The sequence below is a fragment of the Paenibacillus sp. GXUN7292 genome (assembly GCF_050864975.1).
Classification (GTDB): Bacteria; Bacillota; Bacilli; order Paenibacillales; family Paenibacillaceae; genus Pristimantibacillus.
Genome location: NZ_JBOZWO010000044.1, coordinates 22,609 through 45,275 on the forward strand (window position 1 = coordinate 22,609; position 22,667 = coordinate 45,275).

A 22,667-nucleotide genomic window follows, 5' to 3' on the forward strand; every position below is an offset into this window, starting at 1 on the left:
TATATAAGAATTATAAGTTTTTAACAATTGTACTCCTTCATTTCTTTGGAGGAAATGCCATCATTATGTCGAAATAATTGTTTTAAAAGGAGTGAACATGATGAAGCTATCCTTTACAACGCTAGGCTGTCCGAAATGGACGATAGACGAAATTATTGAACGTGCAGCACAGTATGGGTTCGATGCGATTGATTTTCGCGGACTTGGCGACGAGCTAGATGTGTTCAAGCTGCCTGAATTTACAACGAATTTAGAGCAGACGAAGCAGAAAATATCGGCGGCAGGCCTTGCGGTCTCATGCTTTTCCAGCTCTGTCCAGCTAGTATCGGAGCAAAATTTTGATAAAAATTGCAAGGAAGTTGAAGAATATGCAAAGCTATGTGAGTATTTTGGAGCGAAGTATATTCGTGTATTTGGCGGCCGATTCGAAATGGATCGTGAGCAAGCGGTGCAAATTGCAGTCCGTCAGCTTCAGCAAATGGCTGATATTGCAAGCCCTCATGGCGTAAAGCTGCTTATTGAAACGCATGACGCCTGGATTTCATGCGATGAGCTCGTCAAAATTATGGAGCAGGTCAATCCGCAGCAGGTCGGTATTCTATGGGATGTGCATCACCCATACCGTATGGTGCAAGAGGATCCTCAGCGCACATGGGAAGTGCTTGGCAAGTGGATTGAATATGCACATGTGAAGGACTCCTTGCCAGCGCCGGATACAACGTTAGGCTTCCGTTATTGCTTGACGGGAGAAGGGGATGTTCCTCTTGAACAAATCTATCGGCTGCTCACACAAAACGGTTATGATGGCTATTACGCGCTGGAATGGGAGAAAAAATGGCTGCCAGACCTGGCTGAGCCTGAGATTGTCTTCCCGCAATATGTAAGCTTTATGCGTGCATTGCGCAGCGGACAAGTTGTATAAGTTTAATTGAAAAAGCCTGCATTTTAAACCGATACATCGGCTTATATGCAGGCTTTTATAATTCGCAACAATGTTTTTTTCAGCGGATCTTGGGCAGCGTCCTTGCATTTATCGAGAAACTATACGTTTTTGGACAAGGTCGGTGTAACGCGTTCCTTTTTACGGTCAATCGTTATCCATATCAATCCTACAGCCATAAGCGCTGCGCCAGCAATTTGCATCATGGCGATGCTTTCATCGAACATAAAATACCCTGTAATAACGGCGCTGGCAGGAACGGCATAGCGGAAAAAGTTAGAGCGCGTCGCGCCTACTCTGTACATCGAAGCATTCCAGACAATGAAGGCCAGAACGGTACAAATCAGCACATTGTAGAAAATGATGCCGTACTGTTCAAATTGCAGCCGGCCCCATTCCGTTTCACCCCATCTGCCTATTGTAAATGGAACAATAAAGATCGCGCCGAAGAAGATCGTCCAAGTGCTTACTCTTAGAGCAGAAAATTGTCGCATAAGCGACATGGAGCTTAAGTTGAACAGCGGTCCTATTATACTAATGGATAATGCCATCGCATTCCCGATCATAAGGTCAGAAGATAGACTGAAGCCCTCCTCGCCGCCTAGTATGACAAAGCTGACTCCGAATAGACAAATAGCTCCGCCAATAATAAGCTTTGGCGTAATTGCTTCTTTTATAAATAGGGGAGACAACAAGGCCGCAAAGATGGGCCATGGCGCCACGTTAAGCAGCGAAGCATTGGCAAGCGTTGTAAACTTGATTGCATACATAACGATAATTTCAAGCGCGGTTACGCCCAGCAAGCCGACAAGCGCGATTTTTGGCACAAGCCGCCAAGGTATGCCGATGCTCCCTTCCTTCCATTTTAACAAAATAAAGAAAAAAGGAACGGCAAGACCGAACCGCAGCAAGGTGAATACGATCGGATGGAAGGATTCCATCGCCAGGCGCGATACTCCAAAATTAACGCCCCACGAAACCGCAACTAAAATAAGTCCACAATAGCTTAGCCACGCTTTATTCATTTCTGCTCTCTCCATCACTCAAATTATGTATCTGCTAGAACACTAGAGATGATTATACATCAATTCCAATAATGAGCAATGGGATAATTATGCGCGGACCTGAAAAGAAGTGTACAAATTTTTTCTTAAGCAAAATTTAGCCATGGTGAACGAGAGGGCTGGGTATCAGATGCGGAATAACTATTTTTTCCAATACACGTCTATATAGATATATTGTGTATTGTTACTCAGAGAGGAAGCATTAGGAAATGCGAATTTTGTTTATTGAAAAGTGCAAATTAAAGGGAGAAATTGAAATGAGATTTTAATTATTATATTAGTGAGTTCCATAGGATTAACGGGATGTGAAAAGAAGGTACTTTATTATTATGACGTTTAATCATTACCAAAAGTTTTAATATTACCTAAAATAAATGGTAAATACTTATTCAGAAGGTCCAGTTCTGCGACCAAACGATCTACAGACAGTTGTGCCTTCTTATGCTAAATTGCTCTGATATACCTCGGCAGTAACCATGAGTCTCCATCATCAGAGTATCCTTCACCATTTATTTTTTCAAAAGCTAACGGTTGCAGGTAGCGCTAAAGTGTGGAAATTTGCTCATTTTTAATTCTGACGGTTATAAGAGGCCTTATTTGCCTAAATCCCGTCATAAATAGGGCAAAAGTTCATATATAGCGCCTTTCGCAACCGTTAAAATTTCAAAACCCTCTTTTTTCGCGAAATAGCGCTTCCCACAACCGTTACAGTGTTGATGTTGCCGATTCTTCGCGGTACCGTGCTGGGAGATGCACACTTTGGTGAAGAAAGTACGGCGAAGAGCAAGATTGGAACGGGAGCGCAGATTCTGCCTTTACAGAATTGACTCCATGGCAGTAGATGTAATATAATGGGAAAATGAAACCTTTTGGTTTCATTATTTCGGAAGGTTTTAGTCGAACTAACAATCTAACTAACATCGGAGGGCAATTATGAGCAACGATCAAAGCAATTTTCATGAAATTCGTCAAATAAATGTATTTCGCGCGCCAATTCAAAAGGTTTGGTCAGCTGTAGCAACTGCAGAAGGCCTTGCGGCATGGTTTATGCCAAATGACTTCAAGCCGATTGTCGGCCACAGCTTTCATCTTGATGCAGGTCCGTTCGGCCATTCGCCATGTACGGTAACTGAAGTCGAGCCGCCGCATCGTCTTTCATTCCATTGGGGCAAGGATTGGACACTTACATTTGAGCTGCGGGCAGTCAATGAGCAGGAAACGGAGTGCATCCTTATTCACGGTGGATGGGATGAAGCGAAGGTGACAGAGTTTGGCCAATCGCATACGCAAATTCGCGGCAATATGAGCCAGGGCTGGATAGGTCTAATGAAAAAGCTCGGCGGCATGGTGGAGGAAGGGCAGTAATGAACGCTCCCTCCAAAAAGCCTGATGTTTTTCAAGCGATTGCCGATCCTACAAGACGTAAATTAATTCAAATGCTCTCTGAGCAAGAGATGGCCGTCAATACGATAAGCGGCCATTTCTCTATGACTCGGACAGCTGTATCCAAGCACTTGCGCATATTAACAGATGCCGGGTTGCTTCAGGAAACAAAGTTCGGCCGGGAAACAAGGTATAAGACAAGCCATGAGCCGCTGCTTGAGCTGAAGCGCTGGCTCTCCTACTACGAACGATTCTGGGAGAACAAGATGAATATGCTGCGCCATTATGTGGAAAATGACGAGCAGCAGGAAAGCAGCGAGCGCCATACGGAGTAGCTGCTTTTTACCTCCTTGATCAATCAAATAAAACTGCTTTATTGGGGTCCTTTAGATATTCAAACATTGAAATAATCTGCGACTTTGTGTTGCGCGATTGAGAAAGCTCGGGCAAGCTATGCTCGGAGAAAAATGCGACCTCGCTTGTTTCCAGCCCGCCAGTCAGCTCGCCGCCTATTATGGCGCAGTGAATAAATATTTTATAGACATGGAACGGATCAGGCGGGTGTTGATGGCATTTTTTATCCAGAACAGCAAGCAGCTTTATTGGCTCGACCAGTAAGCCGGCTTCTTCCTGAACCTCCTTCATCGCCACCTCGGCAGGAGAGTAGCCGATATCAGCCCAGCCGCCCGGCAATGCCCATGCATTGTCGGATTTTTCGCGTACGAGCAGGATTTGATCCTTATGAAAAATAACAGCTCTTACATCAACCTTTGGAGTAGCGTATCCTGTATCACTTGCGAAAGTAAGTTTAATTTTTTCGTGGCTTATTCCTGTATAGCTGGCAAGTATGTCAACGCTAATATCGCGCAGCTGTTCATATCTCTCTTTGTCATACGGATCTTTGCAGTAGGTTAATCCGCTTTGAGCAATTGCCTGCAATTGCTTGCTCCACTCCAGCCATTTATGTTCCATTCGATCCCTCCTATTATTCGTGCATCCCCAATAATTGTAATTCAAAATGGTAGTGCTTAGGAAATAAAATTGTTTGACAGTTAAAATAGGCGATGATATAATACTAACTAATTCAAGTGGAAAGCTTTGAATTATAATATAGTGCGAATTATGGTCATTCTCATTTAGGTATATAGACAATAATATATGATTGAAAAACGGATAGGAGTGGTTTAAATGGCAGCAGTTCAAACGTTTAAAGCGACAGCGCATTTGCAAGAGGGAGTTCGTGTTGTTACAAAGGCACGTCAATTTGAATTAATTATTGATGAGCCAAAATCATTGGGAGGAACGGATACAGGAATGAATCCTGTAGAGGTGCTGCTTGCTTCTCTAGGCGCCTGCCAATCTATCGTTGCCCGCGTATATGCGCCAAAGTTCGGCGTTAATCTTGAAGATTTCCAAGTAGATGTTGAAGGTGATCTTGATTTGGACGGCTTCTTCAATCGCAGCGAGGTTCGCCCTGGCTACTCCGATATCCGTTATGTGTTCCGTATCAAGACGGATTCGCCGCAGGATAAGGTAGAAGAGTTTGTAGCCTTCCTGGAAAGCAAATGCCCGGTAGGCGATACGATTGCCAACGCCGTTAACTTGAAGCTTGACCGTATTGAAATTGAACGTCCTTTATTGAAATAATAATATATTTTATACTTATATCGGAGCTCCTTGTTGATCAAGGTCTCCGATTTTTACTTATTGTTAAGCGAGACGATCTTTTTATTTTTGCGACCTAAAGCGGTAAGCCGTCGATTCGTTGTAGTAGTTAAATGTAGATAAATAACCGAGCATAAGTTGTAATGCCTTCTGTTTAGAATTGTAACGGAACTGAGAGGCTCTATTTAGCAATAAAAAGGTGTTTTAAAACTGTAACGGAACTGTGGAGCGCTATAGGTAATCTTTTCCCCGTTCAAGTAGTGAATTTGAGTAAATAAGGTTTCTCAGTTCCTTTAGATTTTAGAATAAGCTGATTTCCGTACAATAGCGTGTCTTAGGAGACTGTCGATTCATTGTGGATAGTTGCAACAAGCAATAGAAAGGGGTATCACTGCGATCAAGATTGGGATTCCGACCGCTGTTGTAGTCTGATTTTTATGAATAAATAACCCCTGTAAAGGAAAAAATCAGCCTACAAAGGCGGACGCTGCCGCTTCTCCATTCCCATTCTTGCTCTCCGTTTCCCCTTTCTCATTGCTTATCAATAGTTGCCCGCAATGAATCGACAGTCTCCTCAGTTCCGTTAGCGTTTTTCAATGCATTCAGATTTCATTTTTCTTCGAGCTTACTAAGGTCGCAGATTCTTAGTTTGGAAGCATCGATATTCGCATCGCGGATAGCGGTGCTTTCTTTTTTTTAAATGAATTGTGTATAGTATAGCTAATTGAACAAAGCTATCCAATAACCTATAAATGTGACTCTGCACAGCAAAAGGGGGGATCATATGCTCAAGCTGGGAAAACTGAACACATTGCGCAATCAGATTTTTTTAGGATTTTTAACGGTTATGTTTATCGTCCTTGCTACGGTTGGCGTTGTCATTTTTGATCAGGTATCTGCCGTGCTGCGCAGCAATGCGGAAAAGCATATTCAGCAAACGGCTGTCCAGGCTACCGGCAAGCTCGATGCGCTGCTGAAGCAAATGGACACTTTAATGGCTCAAATCGCGACGAATGCTTCCACCCAGTGGCTGCTTTCTCAGTCCATGGACGGTATGCAAACCACCTTTCAGCAGCGCCAAGCTCTGCAGCAGGAGGTTCGCAAATTCGAGGCGTTTGCAACAGGCATTCGCTCCATTGATTTATATACACGGGATTATCAGGGCCTGCTTCCGCTCGATACAATTCCTTTGACGAGCCGGATGCCGCAAGAATGGATGGAACAAGTTGAACGGGAAAAAGGTCGGCTTGTATGGTTCGGAATCGATCCTTACAATTCGGATGTGGTTATAGCAGCCAGAAGCATAAGGCTGATGGATCGTTCTTTTTCTCATGGCGGGTATTTAACGGTGCGCATAGACAAAAGCTATTTTGAGTTTATTGATGCGAAAGCCGGTGAGAGCGGAACGAGAGAGCTGATGGCGTTGTTCGACAGCGGCGGGCATATGATTGCTTCAGATTTTGTAGCTAAGGTTGATGCAGCTGAAATGTTCGATCAGGAGCAGCAAACGATTCAAGTCGAAGGCAAAACGTATATACCTATACGCCAGGAAGCGGCTACAACGGGCTGGACACTCGTTATTTTGACACCTTCGGATTATGCAGTGGAAGGCATTTCTGTACTGCGAACGGCCATCATCGTTGCGGGCTTGATTGGAGGCTTGCTGTTTTTAATTATGACCTTTATTTTATCAACGATGATTACAAGGCCAATATTGAATTTGATCAGGGCGATGAGAAGCTCTAAAATGGGGACGCTGCAGCCAAGCACCGTTACTACGCAGACGATGGAAATTAACGAGCTTAATAATACGTATAATCAATTAGTTGTTCATTTGAACGAGCTGATTGAAGTGGTGTACGAGAAGGAAATTACACAAAGCCGAACCGAGCTCAAAGCGCTGCAGGCGCAAATTAATCCTCACTTTTTATTCAATACGCTAGAAGCGTTTTATTGGTCGCTGGATGAGAAGGGCGAGGAGGAGCTGGCTGAAATTGTAGTCGCGATGTCCGGTATATTCCGCTACGTCATTAATCGGACAGATGAGGAAGAATGGGTTACGATCGGGGATGAGCTGGATCATGCAGAGCGCTATTTGAAAATTATGAAAATGAGAATGCTCGACCGCTTAACGTGGCATATTGATGTGGATGCAGCATGTCGGCAAACAGCGATTCCGAAGCTGCTTATTCAGCCGCTCGTTGAAAATGCGATATTGCATGGCGTTGAGAAAAGACGTGGTCAGGGCATAGTAAGACTTACGGTCCGACGATCGGCTAGGGGAGGGTTTATTTATATTGCAGTCAAGGATGACGGTCCGGGCATGTCGGACGAGCAGCTTAAGCAGCTGGATGAAATCGTGAAGGGTGCTAGCAAAACAAGGGGAGAAAACGGAATCGGCATAGCCAATGTGCAGAAACGGCTGCAGCTAAGCTTTCCAGCAGAAACTGCAGGTTTAGTTATAGCAAGCAAGTCGGGTGAAGGCACGACCGTATCATTTGAAATTCCAATAAATCGTTTGGGGGAACGGGAGCAATGAAAACCATTTTAGTTGTAGATGACGAGCCGCGTACAAGAGAAGGGGTTCGCAAAACATTAGAGGCCTGGTCAGCGGGCAAATATAATATCGTGCTTGCGGAAAGCGGGGTAGAGGCGCTGGAATGGCTGGACTCCAATCAAGCCAATTTGCTCATAACAGATATAAGAATGCCTGAAATCGGCGGACTGGAATTGGTGGAGAAGCTTGGCAGCCTTGCTCATCCTCCAGTCGTTATTATTATATCCGGCCATCCAGAATTTGATTATGCACAGAGGGCGCTGCAATTTGGCGTTGTCGAATATTTATTAAAGCCGCTCGACAAGGTCAAGCTAGTAGAAGCCGTAGAGAAGGGATTGCAGCGCGAGCAGGAAATGAACCGGATTGTGCGTATGGAGAAGCTAGTAGATGTCAAACTAATGGAGACTGTTCAGGAGGAAAAGACGTACAGCGCGCAGGTGCGCGAAGCGCTGCAATTTGTGGACAGCCATCTTGGCGAAGCCATCACAATGCGGGAGGTAGCCGAGCATATTCATACAAACGCAAGTTACTTCAGTGTTTTATTTAAAGAGCAGACAGGATTGACCTTCAGTGATTATTTAACCAGGCGACGCATTCAAAGAGCGAAGGAGCTGCTGACCAATACACAGTTATCCATTGCGGATATTGCCGGACAGGTCGGCTATCAGACAGCGAAGTATTTCGTCAAGGTATTCCGCTCGCATGAGAATTTGAGTCCTTCACAATATCGCCAAAGCAATAAGGATTCCTCCGCCAGCATCGAATAAGCTGTAAATGAAAGCGAAACCAAAATTAGTGGAATTATACCCAATCCCTATTACCTTATGGCATGCCGGGCATATTGATAAACTGTAAATATGCAGTGCAATGCTTCTTAACTTCAAATGAAATGGGGTTGTAAACGTGTTCAAAAAAAAGACAATGGTGACGTTAGCGCTTGCTTTATGCCTGGCTCTTGTAGTATCCGCATGCGGCAGCAAATCCAGTGAAAATGGCGGAAAAGCAGATAACAACACGGTGACGGTTAAGTTTATGCACTTATGGCCTGAGGGTGTATCCGCAGGACAAAACAAAATTGTAAATCAAATTATAAAAGATTTTGAAGCTGAACATACGAACATTAAGATCAAACAGGAAGTGCTTGATAACGAGCAGTACAAAAATAAATTAAAAGTGCTTTCTTCATCCAACGAGCTTCCGGATGTAGGGGTAACTTGGGCAGCTGGATTTTTGCAGCCATATGTAGAGGGCAATTTGTTCTCGCCGGTTGACGACTTGCTAAGCGGAGAGCTTAACGGCAAATTCGTTGCAGGCACAACCGAAGCTTACGCGATCGACGGTAAAACTTATGCATTACCGCTTGAGTTCAATATCGCGCCTATTTACTATAACAAAGAAATTTTTGCTAAATACAATCTTGAAGTTCCTCAAACCTATGAGCAGTTTCAAGCGATTGTGAAAACGCTGTCCGATAATGGCGTTGCACCTATCACGCTAGGCAACAAAGACCGCTGGACAGGATCGTTGTGGTATATGTATATGGCTGACCGTATTGCAGGCCAAAAAGCATTGGCAGATGCGATTAGCGGCGCGGGCTCCTTTATGGATGAAGGTCTTGTCAAGGCAGCTGGAGATATTCAAACACTTGTTGACAGCAAGGCATTCGTGAAAGGCTTTAATGGCTTGTCCAATGAAGAAGCGAAGTCCGAGTTTCTAAACGGCAAAGCCGCCATGTTTATGATGGGAACTTGGGAGCTTCCTAACTTTACAACCAATGAAGATATTCCAAAAGAATTCCGCGATAGCGTTGGATTTTTTAAATTCCCTACGGTTGAAGGCGGAAAAGGCGATATCAATAGCTGGGTGGGCGGACCGGGAGTTGGCTTGTTCGTAGGTGAAAACTCCAAAGTAAAAGATGAAGCAAAAACGTTTGTAGAATACTTCGTTAAAAAATGGGGAGAGCAGGCTGTTACAGGTGCAGGTGTCATTCCTGCAACGAAAGTGGACACTTCTACTCTAGAGCTGCCTCAGCTATATATTGATTTGTTCAATGAGATGAATCAAGCCAGCAGCATTACCTTGTTTGCCGACGTTCAAATGAAAGCTAATGCAGCAGAAACCCATTTGAACAACATTCAAGCGCTGTTCGGCAAAGAAGTTGCACCGGAAGCATTCTCGACAAATCATGATACAGCGATTAAAAAAGGAAACTAAACTTTAGCGCGCCCGAATCAAACGGTGCATGATGGAGCCTTATCTATACGCTTATAGGTAAGGCTCCGCTTTTAAAAAAGATGCTTAAGTTTTCTTCTTATGAGGTACGGAAAGGAGTGCTCGCAAGTGGATAAAGTAATGTCCAATAAAAAAGTAATAGCGTTGTATGTACTGCCGGCTTTGCTTCTCATATTGGCTGTTGTCTATATTCCAATCGTCTTAACCGGCTACTACGGCTTGCATAGCTGGAACGGCATTGGAGCGATGAATTTTCTAGGGCTCGATAATTATAAAGAACTGATCGTGGACGCCAAATTTTGGAGCAGCGCTTGGCATTCCTTTTTGCTCGCATTATTTTCAACATTAAGTCTTGTTATTTACTTAGCTATTGCAATGGTGCTTGCTTCGAAAATAAAAGGCGCCAATCTGTTTCGCAAAATTTATTTGATCCCAATGCTCCTCTCGTCGGTAGCCATTGCACAATTATGGCTTAAAATTTATCATCCGACCAACGGAATCGTTAACAATATTCTTGAATCTATTGGTTTCGCAAATCCTCCCGCATGGCTGGCAGAGCCAAAGCTTGTCATGTTTGCGCTGTTTGTGCCTATTCTGTGGCAATATGCGGGCTTCTATATTTTGATTTATTATGCAGCACTTAAGAACATTCCGGCATCCTTAGAAGAAGCAGCCAAAATTGACGGCGCGAGTGCATGGCAAATTGCTTGGAAGATCAAGCTTCCGCTTGTTATGGAAGTAGCCAAGGTTACGATCGTTTTGGCAGTAGTCGGTTCATTGAAATATTTTGACTTGATTTATGTCATGACGGACGGCGGTCCTAACGGGGCTAGTGAAGTAATGGCGTCCTATATGTACCATACGGCATTCCGTTCTTATGATTTCGGCTACGGCAGCGCGATCGGCTTCTTCCTGCTTGTGATCTGTCTCGTAGCTACATGGCTCATACGCAAATTTACAGCATCCAAGGATACGATTCAATACTCATAAGGAGGGACGCTTCATGGTAACTGGAACCGCTGGCCGGCTGCAGGTCAATGAAAAGAGCGGTAAAAGTGCTCTTGGCAAAATAGGTATGCTACTGCTGTACGCCGTACTTCTGGTTGTCGCGGTCCTGCAATTATTTCCTTTAGTATGGCTTTTGTTTTTCTCGCTTAAAAACAATCAGGAAGTTTTCAACATGCCGCCGCTTTCCTTGCCGATGAACCCGCGCTGGGAAAACTATGCCAAAGTATGGGATGTCGGCAACATTAATATTTACTTTTTAAATAGTGTGTGGATAACGGTAGCAGCTACTGTAATTACAGTTGTATTGGCAAGTCTCGTTACTTACGCGGTAACGCGTATGAAGTGGAAGGGCAGCTCGTTTGTGCTAGGATTGTTCATGGTTGCGATGATGATCCCTGTCCACTCCACCCTCATTCCATTGTTCAACATGTTTAATAAGGCAGGTCTGACTGACCATCCTTTGACGCTCATCATCTCATATGTCGCGTTTAATATGCCGATTACCATTATGATATTGCTGGGCTTTTACATCGCTCTTCCTCGCGAAGTAGAAGAAGCTGCTGTAATTGACGGCTGCTCGGTCAATCGCATGTTTGCTCAAATCGTATTTCCGATGACCAGCTCCGTTCTGGCTACGACCGCTATTATTAATATCATTTATAACTGGAATGAATTTATTTTCGTCAATACCTTTATTAGCTCAGATGTGTATAAGACATTGACAGTAGGCGTGCAAAACTTTATCGGCCAGTATTCTACGGACTGGGGTGCGATCGGCGCTACGCTTATGATTAGTATTTTTCCTATTCTAGTTGCTTTCCTGTTCCTGAGCGACCGTATCGTAGAAGGAATAGCGGCGGGCTCGGTGAAGGGGTAAGGTCAATCCTGCAAAATCCAGGCCATTGAAAAATGCTAACGGAACTGAGACACGCTATTGTATGGAAATCAGCTTATTCTAAAATCTAAAGGAACTGAGAAACCGTATTTACCCAAAATCACTACCTAAACGAGGGAAAGATCACCTAAAGCGCTCCACAGTTCCGTTACAGTTTTAAAACACCTTTTTATTGCTAAATAGAGCCTCTCAGTTCCGTTTGAATTCTAAAGAGATGGCATGACGACTTTTGCTCGGTTATTTAACTACTACAACGAATCGACGACTTCCCGCTTACTGCTTTAGGTCTGTTATATTGACCGAGAAGTGGTACCTCCTTAGTCAGAACGTGCAACTTTACCCTCGTTTGTTTCCTTTTGAAGGACAAGCGAGGGTTTTTCGTATTTATTGCAGAGTTTCCTTAAATACAAGTTTTATTAAGCGTATTCTAACCATTAAGCTTCGTCAAATTGGTGATATTAGCTATAGAGGTCTATTACTATAGTGAGAGGTATGTTACCATCAAGGATGGAAGTAAATGGAGGTGAACCAACTGATGAAGAATCAAAAGGGGATCATCGTCGCTATCATTGTTGTAATTGCATTAGCAGGCATTCCATTATTAAGTACATCTTTAGAAACATATCTTATTACAGTTGCAGTCGCCTTGTTAGCGATCCTACTAGCCCTATTTGTGAGAAAAAGGATAAAAAACAAACTGATTATGGGCCATCTAGGAGCAGTTATTTTATTTCTTTTTTTATGGTACATGGATCGATTTACAAACTCTAATGTGTCATATTTTGCTGTAGTTTTATATTATTTATTTATGTGGATGTTTTACTTTATGGGCAAGAAAAAGTGAATGTATGCAACTTTGATCGTACTCGTCAGAAGAGGGGGTCATTGTCTTAACTAAATGCAATATATCAGACAGTTGAAAAAATCTAACGAACCCCTGTATAGGATAAAGTTGGCCTACAAAGGCGGACGCTGCCGCTTCTCCATTCCCAATCTTGCTCTTCGTTCCCCTTTCTTTTTTCCATTAGTTACCTATAATTAATCGACACCCTCCTGCTTCGTTAAAATTTCCGAACAGTAGCATTATTCTGCACGATCGTATAAGTAAAAGCCTCCGTGAAAAGGAGGCTTTTTGAATATAGAAAAGTAAAGCCTATTTCTCTTTATAGATAAAATAATCAAAGTCTGCTGGCGCGCTTTGGCCTGACGTATCCTGGCACTGCATGCCGACGAAAGCGCCTGTAAAGAAGCCGCCGCCTTTAATATAATCATCGGACAGCTTATAGGACGGGAATGGAATTTCGATGCGAGTCCAGCTGCTGCCGTCCAATGAGTAAGAATAATGATATACATCGTAATCGACATCGACGCGCAAGTATACATATTCTGCACTGTTCGGCAATTCAATTTCTTTGCCCTGCAGCGGCTGCGCGAAAGAGAAGTTATCTGCTGCGACAAGCTCTAATATTCTGCCTTTCTCTTCATTCCACGAAATATGGCAGGCGGTCCAGTTCTGTGTGTTGTAGTAGTTCACAAGCCCAGCGGATTGCTGGAACGTTGTCGGCTGGAACGCGACCTTCGTTTCTGCTGTAAAGTTGAAATGCTGCCAGCGTCTTGCTACGAATGCTTGTGTAAATTTCGACGTTAGCGATTCCTTGCCGTACAGGCGCAAATGGCCAGGGCGATCCTTGAGCGATACAATATGCTCGCCAAGCGGAATGCGCAGGTTTTGAAAATGCAGGTTCAACTGCTCGCTATCGAAGTCATCCTTCTCCGGATAGTCGGGTTCCCATACCGTTTCAGGTATAGCAGGTCCTTCTATTGTCAGCGAAGGCTGATTGCCGCCGACTACGTAAGGCCAATCGTTTTTCCACTCCAGGCGCTGAATAGCAGTTTCCCGTCCGAGCGGGCAATAACCGCGTGGATCAAGCAAAGGCTGACCCTCAATCGATAAAGGTCTGCCCGTCAGATGCACGAGGAACCACTCATCGGTATGCGTATGAACGATGGACGCATGTCCTGCCTTTTGCAGCGGGTTGCGCGGATGCGCAAACGATGAAATAAGCGGATTGTCGGGATGTACTTCATATGGTCCGCGCAAATCCTTGGAGCGGGCAAATGTAGCGCAATGATCATATTTCGTGCCGCCTTCAGCCGTCAGCAAATAATAATAGCCGTTAAGCTTGTATAGATGCGGAGCTTCCGTCAGCATAATATCTGTGCCTTTGAAAATAATGTCCTGCTTGCCAACAAGCTTGCCAGCAGCGGCGTCAAACTCCTGCAATACGATGCCATAGAAGCTGTGGTTGCCTTCACGCTGATCCCATACCATATTGACCAAATACTTTTTCCCATCGTCATCATGGAATAAGGAAGGATCAAAGCCGGAGCCGTTCAAATAAGTAGGCTCAGACCACTCACCGTCAATTGTCGCACAGGTTGCGAGGTAATTATGGCAGTCCTTCCAGCGTCCTTCAACAACTTTTACATCCGTATAAATAAGCCAGAACATGCCCTCTGAATAGGAAAGCTGAGGCGCCCAAATGCCGCCAGAATCAGGATTGCCTGTCATGTTGAGCTGACTCAAGCGGTTAAGCGGCCTAGATACGAGTCGCCAGTTTTTTAAATCCTTGGAATGGTAAATACCTACGCCAGGAAACCATTCAAAGGTCGATACTGCAATGTAATAATCTTCCCCTACACGGCAAATGCTCGGATCAGGATTAAAGCCTGTCAAAATCGGATTTTGAATTGTAGCCATATCGAAGCTCCTTTTCTTTGAAAATAGTAGTATGAGAAAATGTGGGTAATTTTATAAAACATAAAATTTCATTTCTGCTGATTACCCATCTTGTGCACATACAAGAAATGGTTGTGTGGTATGATAATTATATTGTAACAATGGCTCATGACAGATCCTATATCCATAGCATGTCGTTATTTACCCAAATCAAGCAGGAGGGGGAGAAAGTGTGCTGGAGCAAGGCCCAAAACGCATATTCGCAGAATCCATGCTGCCGGACATCGATTCGACGTTTCGTGTATTTGCCGCGCATTGGAGAACGGTTGGCCAGGAATGGAGCTATCCTCTGCATCGCCATCCTCTGTTTGAAGTTAATCTTGTATTGTCAGGGCAGCAGCAAATGACGGTGAATGGAAAAGTATATTTACAAAATCCGGGAGATTTACTGCTGCTGCGTCCTGGCGACAAGCATGAGAGCCGAGCGGTGGGCGAAGCGGAAATGACCTATTATTGTCTGCACTTTGATGTTGATGAGCGGTCTTTTCGAGAGCTGCTTAACCGCAATCCAGACTGCTTTTATCCGTCAAGCAGCAAGCTTACAGGCACCATTCGTCCAGCTCTTGATAAGCTCATATCCTTAACCTCGCAAGAGGCAGTCGTACAGGTCGAGACAAGAATGAGCATTTTATCGGCTTTATTTGAATTATTTTCCGGACTTAGCGGCTCGCTGCCGCGCATCAATAAAGGGAAGTCATCTGCTTCGATCTCTTCAGCAGCTGCCCAGATCGCGTCGATGCTGGAGCAGGCTGTCGAGCAAGGCCCAGGAGAAGGCGGAGAGGAAGGCTCAAAGGAGACAATCGAATCGATTGCCGCCGAAATAGGCTATAGCCCATCGTCCATCAATCGCATGTTTACAAAATCGTATGGCATGTCGCCGAGGCAGTATATGTCCTCTTTAATGCTAAAGAAGGCCAAGCTGCTGCTGCTTGATCCAGAGCTGACAATCGAGGAAATATCGCTGCAGCTGGGCTATCGCAATATTGCCCATTTCAGCAGGCAGTTCAAGCGCTGGACGGGGGAGTCGCCCAGTTCATTCCGTGGGCGAGTCTAAGCTCTTATCGTACAGGTGAATTGCCTGTCTGGCCAAAAAAACAAAAAGCTTTTGTTTATTTGCTTTATACCTTTTTATGGAATAAATAAGACTGATTATTCCTGATGTTATCACAATGAATAGAAGAAAAAATTGAGGTGCTTCAAGTCCATTATTTCTAGGCACACCAGTTTGAGGTTTACTCATTTCTAGTACAATATAAACAACAGTTAATAATGGGATAGTGATAGCAATAATGCTTAATAATATACTCAACTTATCACGATTCATTAAAACTCCTCCTTAAAACCTAGTAGTCTCTCGGCATTCGCTGTGGTAGACAAAACAAGAGATCTCGTTTTCCCATTTAGCTTTCATGTCATGCTGTCAAATTGAATCGAACGATCTGCCCTGCAGGTATTCGGACCTCCATGTCCGACTTCGCAGCAACCTGCAACGATAACACTTATCTCCGCTCCATATATTCCATTCTTTGCAGTACGCTTTGGTACTAACTATCAACTTTCGTAAGCTGAGTTGCTGTTATAGGAATCGCCCAGGACTGTGAGCTTACTAGGATGCTGTTCTATATAATGAAAATAATTGCGTTCTGCAAGCTGCAGCAGTTCGAATTTAACACCCCGCTTGGGAACGGTAAGCGCAGGCTGGCGCTTGATCGCTTCCCGCTTGCGCAGCAGTCTTATTTTATCAAGCAGCAGCTGACGGTTGCCAATCCGGTTGACGATGATTTCATCCGGACAATGCTCGGCATCATACTGAGCAATAAAAGCATCAGATAGCTCCGTGCCGTCTTTAGGCCCTTTTTGCAGCTGTTCGATATGAATGCCGGTTATCAAGCCATGCTGAATAGCAAGGATACATACTTCATTTTCGCCAAAATAGAGCACAGCTTGTCTAGTATCCGTTTGGCGTTCGACGATTTGTTTCTCCTTCGCCGCTGCTTCCAGGCTTTGCGCCGTCAGCAGCAGCTTTTGCGCTTTTTCGAAATGCAGCGTATCGGAGCATTTTTGTATTTGCTCATATAAGGAAGCAATAATTTCATCCGTGGGCCTTGAAAGCAGCAGCGCAGCCTCTTCAGCCTGCTGCTGGTATTGCTCCTTGCCGACCAGCCCTTCACAAATGCCGCTGCAGCGGTGGATATGATAAAGCAAGCATACTTTTTTTGGCATGGCTTCGCAGGAGCGCAGGCCGAATTGTTCCGTTATGTAGCTGGCCAGCTCGTCACGGTAACGGGAGCTTTTGAATGGGCCGAACTTTTTGGCGGCTGCCGGTCTGGAAGATGAATCATCACGATTTCTATAATAAACAGCTAGACGTGGAAATTCCTCCTCTGTCAGCTGCAAATAAGCATATCCGGTTTCCTCTCGTATCAAGGCGCGATTAAAGGGAGGCTTGTGCTGTTTAATGAGATTATTTTCGAGGAGCAAGCTTTCGGCTTCATTATTGACGAGCATTACATCTATAGAAGCAACCTGCTCAACCAGTTGTATTAACTTGCGCTCTGTGTGCTGACGGGTGAAATAAGAACGAAGCCGGTTTCTAATGTTTTTTGCTTTGCCTATATAAAGCAGCTCGCCTTCCTTATTTCTCATTAAGTAGCAGCCAGCGCTTGTCGGATATTGATCAGCCTGAAAGTGAAACGGCATCGAGCCTCACCCCCTTGGTTATTGTTTAACAGCAGTGAGTCTCTAGAATTGGCTCATGCTTTTATCGTAATAAATAAGAGGATGCTTTACAATATGAATTATTTACATTTCTTGTCTTGCCTAGGCCCACGGCGGTTTGTACATCTACCGACTATAGATCCCGAGGTGGCTTGTCCAACTGATTGGAATTGAGATATGATGAAACTACTTTACGGCCGGAGGTTAATGTCATGAAGTTGTTCCGCAATTCGATGCCTAGAAGCGGTTTATTCCTTACTTTGCTATGTTCATATATTTCGATTTTCATGTTGCCCATGCTCATCGGTGTATTTATGTTTCAGCAAATCCAAGGAAATATGATTCGTGATTCCAATCGGGTGCATCTAGCCATGCTTGAGCAGGTGAAGATTGCTGCGGAAAGCCAATTTAACCAGCTGGATAAGCTCATGCTGCAAGTTGCTATGAATCCTAGAGTGCAATGGGTGCTAGGTGAAGGTATAAATGATTATTACGGTAGCAGACAGATGGATTTTTTAAGTGTAATTCAGGAATTGGGTACGGTTCAGAATCTGAACCTATTTGTCTGGGATGTATTTGTTTATCTGAAAAATACGGATAGTGTGTTAACGACAACCGGAAAAGTGGATGCGGATACATTTTTTAATGAGTTGATGATCTATGACGGTAAGAATGCCGAAACAATTCGTGCTGATTTATTCTCAGGAACGCGCTTTCGGCAGTATTATCCCAATGTATCGGTTGCGAATCGGGATGGCACGAAGCGAGTGTTAGCGTATGTGCAATCGCTTCCACCGGGTGAAGGGACTCAGCCCAAGGGCTACTTTGTGGCCTTCATACACGATCAGGAGTTGCGCAGCTTGTCCAAACAAGCTCAGCAGATCGACGATGGGGACATCTATATTGTTAATGAACATCAGCAGGTACTCTTCTCCACGGCCCCAAGTGATCAATGGGAAATGGACTTCATGATCGACTTGCCTAACGGAAGCGGATCAAGAGAAGAAATCATTAGCGGGGAAGCGAGGATGCTTTCCTATACGACGGATCAGAAGGGATGGGCCTATATCTCGGTGGTGGACAAGGAGTCATTACTGGCTGATGTCCATATTATTAAAGAACGCGCTATGTTGCTTCTGCTGTTATGTCTAGTAGCTGGCGCTTTCGGCTCATATGTATTGGCCTATCGCTATTACAGTCCCTTGCGAGAGATGGTTCGCTCGATTAGGCATTCAGACGATCAGATCAAGCAAGAGGGAGTCAATGAACTTGATATTATTCGCAAATCGATTGTTCGTTCGTTTGAGGAAAACAGCAGGTTGAGCCGCACCTTATCCCAACATATCCCTGCATTTAAGTCTAACTTTCTATCCCGGTTATTGGCGGGTCAAGTCACCCTGAATACGATAGACGATGAATCCTTGTCATTTATGGATGTTCGATTCGAACATGACTGCTATGCGGTAATAATTGTACATATCGATGATTGCCGACAGTTTGTAACAGAAGATACGGAGAAGGAATGGACACTGGTTAGATTCGTACTATCTAATCTAAGCAGTCATCTGCTTTCGGATGATGGATATACGATAGAGCTGGGGCGGAATCGCTTAGCGCTGCTAATTAACTGCGAAGAGCCTTTAGAAGATGTCGTGCAGCGATTGGATTCATTCATTCGTGAGTTGAAGCAAGCTGCCAATGAACGCTTTCGGATGCAGATTACGATCGGTGTGAGCGATATTCATCAGGGACTGGATGCTCTTCCTGCATGCTATCAGGAAGCGCTGGAGGCTTTAGACTATCATCTGATCTATGGACAAGATGTAATCATCTACTATCGGGACGTTGCCCAGCTTCAGACCCTATATTATCATTATCCTCCCGAGCAGGAAGCGCAGATGATTAATCTGGCTCGGAGTGGAGATGATGCTGCTGCAGACCAACTGCTTGACGATATATATCAAGTGAATATGGCCGCAGGAGCTTTATCTCCAGATATGGGGAAATTGTTGTTCTATGATTTAATGGGGACTTTGATGAAGATCGTCAAGGGACTGACGCTAAGCGAATCCGAGCGAGCTGAGTTAACCGCGGATTCATTGCGGCAATTAGCGGAGTGCTCTACTGCAGAGGACATGCTTGTTCACACGAAGCAGATGTATCAGAAGGTATGCAAGGTTGTGCTGGAAGCAAAAACCGATCGACGACATCAGTTATATAACAGTATGACAGTGTATATCGAACAACATGTTCAGGATAGCAATTTAAGTCTTACTTCCATGTCGGAGCATTTTCAGTTAACGCCGCAATATTTATCTACCTTCTTCAAAAAATACAGCGGCCAAAATGTAACAGATTTTATTAGCCGGCTTCGAGTGCGTAAGGCGAAAACATTATTGCTGACGACCACGTTGACCGTCTCTGAGATTGCTCAGAAGATTGGTTATGCGAATGAAGTCGGATTTATTAGGTTGTTTAAAAAAATGGAGGGCGTAACGCCCGGCAAGTATCGCGATATGGCTGAAAACGAGCCAAATCCATAGATTGTATAGGTGAGATTTAAATTGTATAGTCCGAATTATATAGATCGGACTGTGCATCCATAATAAAGATTCTGTCTTTGCCAGGCTAGCGGAAGTATAGTTGAACCGTTGCCTGGCTACTTTGTATATTCAGGCTGCAAAATCAAATTACAAATTATACAAGGGAGGTACTAGTTATGCAAAAAAAGAGAAAGATTACCGTGACGCTGTTGGCGACAGTGGTAGTCGCGGCCCTGGCTGCTTGCAGCCAAACAGATTCTTCGCCTGGCAACTCGGCAGCACCATCAGTTGATCCTACGTCGACAGGCGAACAGAATGCGTCGACGATTGGATACCCGGAAGCGTTTACCTATTGGGTGACGAAAGGTTCCACTACATTAATGAACAATAGTGAGATGGCGATGTATAAAGAGATGGAACGAATCACAGGCACAAAGGTGAAATTCGAGCATCCGCCAACAGGCCAGGAACTAGATCAATTTAATCTGATGATGGTATCCGGTAAAATGCCAGATGTTATTTTTTATGACTGGATCAATCATTATCCGGATAAAGCGATCACGGAGAACAAAATTTTGCGTTTGAATGAGTTGATTGAAGAGCATGCGCCGAATTTATCGAAATTATACGAAGAGCGTCCGTATATTAAGAAAGCTGTGATGAGCGCTGAAGGCAATATGTATGTGTTTCCACTGATTGGCGACGATCCGCGATTAACAGTCTTTAATGGTCCGATCATTCGACAGGATTGGTTGGATAAGTTAAAACTGGATGTTCCAACTACGATTGATGAATGGGAACATGTCTTAACAGCTTTTCGCGATGAAGATCCCAATGAAAATGGCAAGGCCGATGAGATCCCGCTATTGTACAATATCGTGAATACGGAGTACAGCTATGCATTTATGGGAGCATTCGGCATTACTTCTGGTTTTTTTAAAGATCAAGATACGATCAAGTACGGTCCTTTTGAGTCGGCTTATAAGGACTTCTTAACGGTCATGAATCGCTGGTATAAGAATGGTCTGATTGATCAGGATTATGTGACGGTCGATGGCCAACTGATGGACGCAAAAGTAACGGGCGATCAGGTGGGAGCATTTGTCGGCTGGTTGGGAGGCAACTTGGGACGGTATACGAATCTGATGGCGGATAAAGGTACAAGTTTTAAACTATCAGGGACGCCATTCCCTTCGCTGAGCCAAGGAGGGACCTCACTTGCTAATCATGATCCTATTTTCTACGGGCAAGGTGCAGCGATCTCGGCGACTGCCAAAGATCCCGAGAAAATTGTGAAGTGGCTGGACTATGCGTATGGAGAAGAAGGACATCTCTTGTACAATTTTGGGATTGAAGGAGAAAGCTACACGATCGTAGATGGAAAACCGGCCTTTACAGATCTGATCATGAACAACCCGAGAGGGCTGAGCATTTCTGAGGCATTGGCGGAGTATACAGTAATGGGCACCCAAGGTCCATTCGAGTTCAATGCCGATGGATATGAGCAATACATGACGTTAGCGGAACAGAAAGAAGCTCAGGCGCAGTGGTCCAAGGCAGATTTTAGCAAATTAATGCCAACTCTGTATATGACGATTGAGGAGCAAACCCGATTTAGTGCTATTATGGCTGACCTGGAAACTTATCGTCAAGAAATGACGAACAAATTCATTATGGGCGTCGAAGCGCTCGACAAGTTTGAGGATTATATCAAGACCTTGGAGAGTATGGACATCAAAGAAGCGATTCAAATTCAGCAAGAAGCGTATAACCGATATCTGAAGTAATCATCTGCGATTCACGAAAACTATAGAGCTGACGCTTGCAGTTCAGCTCTATAGAGACTCGTTCTAACAATGTAAACCCATATAATGGATTAAAAGGGGGTATTTCCTTGAAGGGTTCGGTAGAACAAACCCATAAATGGATGACAACGAGGCGGGATACGTACCGAGCTCGACTAGTTCGGGATATCCGCTTGCATCGCTATGTTTATATGATGCTTGTGCCGGTAGTGCTCTATTATGCGATCTTTCATTATGCTCCGATGCTTGGCCTCCAGATTGCATTCAAAAATTATTCACCGATGACCGGCATAGCTAAAAGTGAGTGGATAGGGCTTGCTCACTTCTACGATTTTTTCTCGAGCTTTTATTTTTGGCGACTCTTGAAGAACACCCTGTTGCTTAGCTCATACGATCTGGTTTTTGGCTTTACCGCACCGATTATCCTGGCGTTATTATTGAATGAATTGCGAAGCATAGCGTTTAAGCGGATCGTTCAGACGATTACTTACTTGCCGTACTTTGTGTCATTGGTTGTGGTTGCCGGACTGATTGTAGATTTTCTGGCACGAGATGGTCTGATTAATAATGTCCTAGGCAATCTGTTCGGTATGGAGAGTCGCGCCTATCTATTGGAGGCTAGTTCCTTTCGTACCATATTTATAAGTTCGGGGATTTGGCAGACAGTCGGCTGGGGCTCGATTATTTATCTGGCAGCGATGTCTGCAATCGATCCATCTTTGTATGAGGCGGCCAAAGTAGATGGAGCCAATCGCTGGAAACAAGTCTGGCATATCACGCTTCCAGGTATTATGCCGACCATTATTATTTTGTTGATCTTGCAGATCGGCAATCTGATGGCAACCAATACGGAGAAGATACTGTTGTTGTACAACACATCAACTTATGAGACAGCTGATGTGATTGGGACATATGTGTACCGTAAGGGCTTGCTGCAAGCCAGCTTTAGTTATAGCGCCGCTATCGGCATGTTCAATTCTGTAATCAATTTCGCCCTGCTGATAGCCGCTAATTCTGCCAGCAAGCGATTGTCAGGAACTAAACTGTGGTAAGGGGG

Annotated in this window: 19 protein-coding genes; 14 read left to right on the top strand and 5 right to left on the bottom strand. The window is 44.3% G+C overall.

Features of this window, described 5'->3' with window-relative positions; all coding sequences use genetic code 11:
• Positions 1–97: 97 nt before the first annotated feature.
• Positions 98–922 (top strand): sugar phosphate isomerase/epimerase family protein, encoded by an 825-nt coding sequence (locus ACRRU2_RS24475; RefSeq protein ID WP_432505722.1) that lies wholly within the window; start codon positions 98–100, stop codon positions 920–922.
• 119 nt (positions 923–1,041) lie between these two features.
• Here the strand turns inward: ACRRU2_RS24475 and ACRRU2_RS24480 are convergent, their stop codons facing one another.
• Positions 1,042–1,965 carry a DMT family transporter gene (locus ACRRU2_RS24480; RefSeq protein ID WP_432505724.1) on the bottom strand — a complete coding sequence of 308 codons (924 nt, stop codon included), beginning with the start codon at positions 1,963–1,965 and terminating at the stop codon, positions 1,042–1,044.
• Positions 1,966–2,937: 972 nt separating this feature from the next.
• On the opposite strand from ACRRU2_RS24480, the gene ACRRU2_RS24485 reads away from it, so the two are divergent.
• The gene (locus ACRRU2_RS24485; protein WP_432505726.1) at positions 2,938–3,369 is read left to right on the top strand and encodes an SRPBCC family protein; all 432 of its coding nucleotides are present in this window, start codon (positions 2,938–2,940) and stop codon (positions 3,367–3,369) included.
• Entirely contained in the window at positions 3,369–3,722 is a 354-nt protein-coding gene (locus tag ACRRU2_RS24490) for an ArsR/SmtB family transcription factor (protein WP_432505728.1), read from the top strand. The genes ACRRU2_RS24485 and ACRRU2_RS24490 overlap by 1 nt, the downstream gene beginning before the upstream one ends.
• A 19-nt stretch (positions 3,723–3,741) precedes the next feature.
• Here the strand turns inward: ACRRU2_RS24490 and ACRRU2_RS24495 are convergent, their stop codons facing one another.
• Entirely contained in the window at positions 3,742–4,359 is a 618-nt protein-coding gene (locus ACRRU2_RS24495) for an NUDIX hydrolase (protein WP_432505730.1), read from the bottom strand.
• 216 nt (positions 4,360–4,575) lie between these two features.
• On the opposite strand from ACRRU2_RS24495, the gene ACRRU2_RS24500 reads away from it, so the two are divergent.
• The 7 genes from ACRRU2_RS24500 (at position 4,576) to ACRRU2_RS24530 (ending at position 12,588) form a co-directional block, all read left to right on the top strand.
• Positions 4,576–5,034: an OsmC family protein gene (locus tag ACRRU2_RS24500; RefSeq protein WP_331701261.1), complete on the top strand. Its 459-nt coding sequence runs from the start codon at positions 4,576–4,578 to the stop codon at positions 5,032–5,034.
• An 802-nt stretch (positions 5,035–5,836) separates the two neighbouring features.
• The gene (locus tag ACRRU2_RS24505; protein ID WP_432505733.1) at positions 5,837–7,591 is read left to right on the top strand and encodes a cache domain-containing sensor histidine kinase; all 1,755 of its coding nucleotides are present in this window, start codon (positions 5,837–5,839) and stop codon (positions 7,589–7,591) included.
• Positions 7,588–8,376 carry a response regulator transcription factor gene (locus ACRRU2_RS24510; protein WP_432505735.1) on the top strand — a complete coding sequence of 263 codons (789 nt, stop codon included), beginning with the start codon at positions 7,588–7,590 and terminating at the stop codon, positions 8,374–8,376. The genes ACRRU2_RS24505 and ACRRU2_RS24510 overlap by 4 nt, the downstream gene beginning before the upstream one ends.
• A gap of 136 nt (positions 8,377–8,512) precedes the next feature.
• Positions 8,513–9,823, top strand: coding sequence for an extracellular solute-binding protein (locus ACRRU2_RS24515; protein WP_432505737.1), 1,311 nt, complete (start codon positions 8,513–8,515; stop codon positions 9,821–9,823).
• 126 nt (positions 9,824–9,949) lie between these two features.
• Positions 9,950–10,831, top strand: a complete 882-nt coding sequence (locus ACRRU2_RS24520) for a carbohydrate ABC transporter permease (protein WP_432505739.1) — start codon at positions 9,950–9,952, stop codon at positions 10,829–10,831.
• 13 nt (positions 10,832–10,844) lie between these two features.
• The gene (locus ACRRU2_RS24525) at positions 10,845–11,726 is read left to right on the top strand and encodes a carbohydrate ABC transporter permease (RefSeq protein WP_432505741.1); all 882 of its coding nucleotides are present in this window, start codon (positions 10,845–10,847) and stop codon (positions 11,724–11,726) included.
• Between the two features lie 535 nt (positions 11,727–12,261).
• The gene (locus ACRRU2_RS24530; RefSeq protein ID WP_432505743.1) at positions 12,262–12,588 is read left to right on the top strand and encodes a hypothetical protein; all 327 of its coding nucleotides are present in this window, start codon (positions 12,262–12,264) and stop codon (positions 12,586–12,588) included.
• A 309-nt stretch (positions 12,589–12,897) separates the two neighbouring features.
• Here ACRRU2_RS24530 and ACRRU2_RS24535 read toward each other — a convergent pair whose 3' ends face one another.
• Entirely contained in the window at positions 12,898–14,505 is a 1,608-nt protein-coding gene (locus tag ACRRU2_RS24535; RefSeq protein WP_432505745.1) for a glycoside hydrolase family 43 protein, read from the bottom strand.
• Between the two features lie 211 nt (positions 14,506–14,716).
• Between ACRRU2_RS24535 and ACRRU2_RS24540 the strand changes: the two genes are divergently transcribed.
• Positions 14,717–15,598 carry an AraC family transcriptional regulator gene (locus ACRRU2_RS24540; protein WP_331701252.1) on the top strand — a complete coding sequence of 294 codons (882 nt, stop codon included), beginning with the start codon at positions 14,717–14,719 and terminating at the stop codon, positions 15,596–15,598.
• On the opposite strand, the gene ACRRU2_RS24545 is transcribed toward ACRRU2_RS24540, so the two are convergent.
• Entirely contained in the window at positions 15,578–15,868 is a 291-nt protein-coding gene (locus ACRRU2_RS24545; RefSeq protein ID WP_432505747.1) for a hypothetical protein, read from the bottom strand. The two genes, ACRRU2_RS24540 and ACRRU2_RS24545, sit on opposite strands and share 21 nt — an antisense overlap.
• A gap of 227 nt (positions 15,869–16,095) precedes the next feature.
• The gene (locus ACRRU2_RS24550; protein WP_432505749.1) at positions 16,096–17,244 is read right to left on the bottom strand and encodes a GIY-YIG nuclease family protein; all 1,149 of its coding nucleotides are present in this window, start codon (positions 17,242–17,244) and stop codon (positions 16,096–16,098) included.
• Positions 17,245–17,474: 230 nt separating this feature from the next.
• Between ACRRU2_RS24550 and ACRRU2_RS24555 the strand changes: the two genes are divergently transcribed.
• From ACRRU2_RS24555 to ACRRU2_RS24565, 3 genes are all read left to right on the top strand, one after another.
• A complete protein-coding gene (locus ACRRU2_RS24555) occupies positions 17,475–19,805 on the top strand; it encodes a helix-turn-helix domain-containing protein (protein WP_331701249.1) in 2,331 nt (776 codons plus the stop codon).
• Positions 19,806–19,981: 176 nt separating this feature from the next.
• Positions 19,982–21,592 (top strand): extracellular solute-binding protein, encoded by a 1,611-nt coding sequence (locus ACRRU2_RS24560; RefSeq protein ID WP_432505752.1) that lies wholly within the window; start codon positions 19,982–19,984, stop codon positions 21,590–21,592.
• Between the two features lie 140 nt (positions 21,593–21,732).
• Complete coding sequence (locus tag ACRRU2_RS24565; protein ID WP_432505764.1) at positions 21,733–22,662, top strand: ABC transporter permease; 930 nt, start codon at positions 21,733–21,735, stop codon at positions 22,660–22,662.
• The last annotated feature ends 5 nt before the right edge of the window (positions 22,663–22,667 follow it).

Excerpts from the sequence above, each read along its gene's own strand:
- ACRRU2_RS24555 (WP_331701249.1), top strand. The coding sequence starts at position 17,475 with ATGAAGTTGTTCCGCAATTCGATGCCTAGAAGCGGTTTATTCCTTACT.
- ACRRU2_RS24505 (WP_432505733.1), top strand. The coding sequence starts at position 5,837 with ATGCTCAAGCTGGGAAAACTGAACACATTGCGCAATCAGATTTTTTTA.
- ACRRU2_RS24490 (WP_432505728.1), top strand. The coding sequence starts at position 3,369 with ATGAACGCTCCCTCCAAAAAGCCTGATGTTTTTCAAGCGATTGCCGAT.
- ACRRU2_RS24485 (WP_432505726.1), top strand. The coding sequence starts at position 2,938 with ATGAGCAACGATCAAAGCAATTTTCATGAAATTCGTCAAATAAATGTA.
- ACRRU2_RS24560 (WP_432505752.1), top strand. The coding sequence starts at position 19,982 with ATGCAAAAAAAGAGAAAGATTACCGTGACGCTGTTGGCGACAGTGGTA.
- ACRRU2_RS24495 (WP_432505730.1), bottom strand. The coding sequence starts at position 4,359 with ATGGAACATAAATGGCTGGAGTGGAGCAAGCAATTGCAGGCAATTGCT.
- ACRRU2_RS24550 (WP_432505749.1), bottom strand. The coding sequence starts at position 17,244 with ATGCCGTTTCACTTTCAGGCTGATCAATATCCGACAAGCGCTGGCTGC.
- ACRRU2_RS24565 (WP_432505764.1), top strand. The coding sequence starts at position 21,733 with ATGACAACGAGGCGGGATACGTACCGAGCTCGACTAGTTCGGGATATC.
- ACRRU2_RS24510 (WP_432505735.1), top strand. The coding sequence starts at position 7,588 with ATGAAAACCATTTTAGTTGTAGATGACGAGCCGCGTACAAGAGAAGGG.
- ACRRU2_RS24500 (WP_331701261.1), top strand. The coding sequence starts at position 4,576 with ATGGCAGCAGTTCAAACGTTTAAAGCGACAGCGCATTTGCAAGAGGGA.
- ACRRU2_RS24535 (WP_432505745.1), bottom strand. The coding sequence starts at position 14,505 with ATGGCTACAATTCAAAATCCGATTTTGACAGGCTTTAATCCTGATCCG.
- ACRRU2_RS24475 (WP_432505722.1), top strand. The coding sequence starts at position 98 with ATGATGAAGCTATCCTTTACAACGCTAGGCTGTCCGAAATGGACGATA.
- ACRRU2_RS24530 (WP_432505743.1), top strand. The coding sequence starts at position 12,262 with ATGGAGGTGAACCAACTGATGAAGAATCAAAAGGGGATCATCGTCGCT.
- ACRRU2_RS24545 (WP_432505747.1), bottom strand. The coding sequence starts at position 15,868 with ATGAATCGTGATAAGTTGAGTATATTATTAAGCATTATTGCTATCACT.
- ACRRU2_RS24480 (WP_432505724.1), bottom strand. The coding sequence starts at position 1,965 with ATGAATAAAGCGTGGCTAAGCTATTGTGGACTTATTTTAGTTGCGGTT.
- ACRRU2_RS24525 (WP_432505741.1), top strand. The coding sequence starts at position 10,845 with ATGGTAACTGGAACCGCTGGCCGGCTGCAGGTCAATGAAAAGAGCGGT.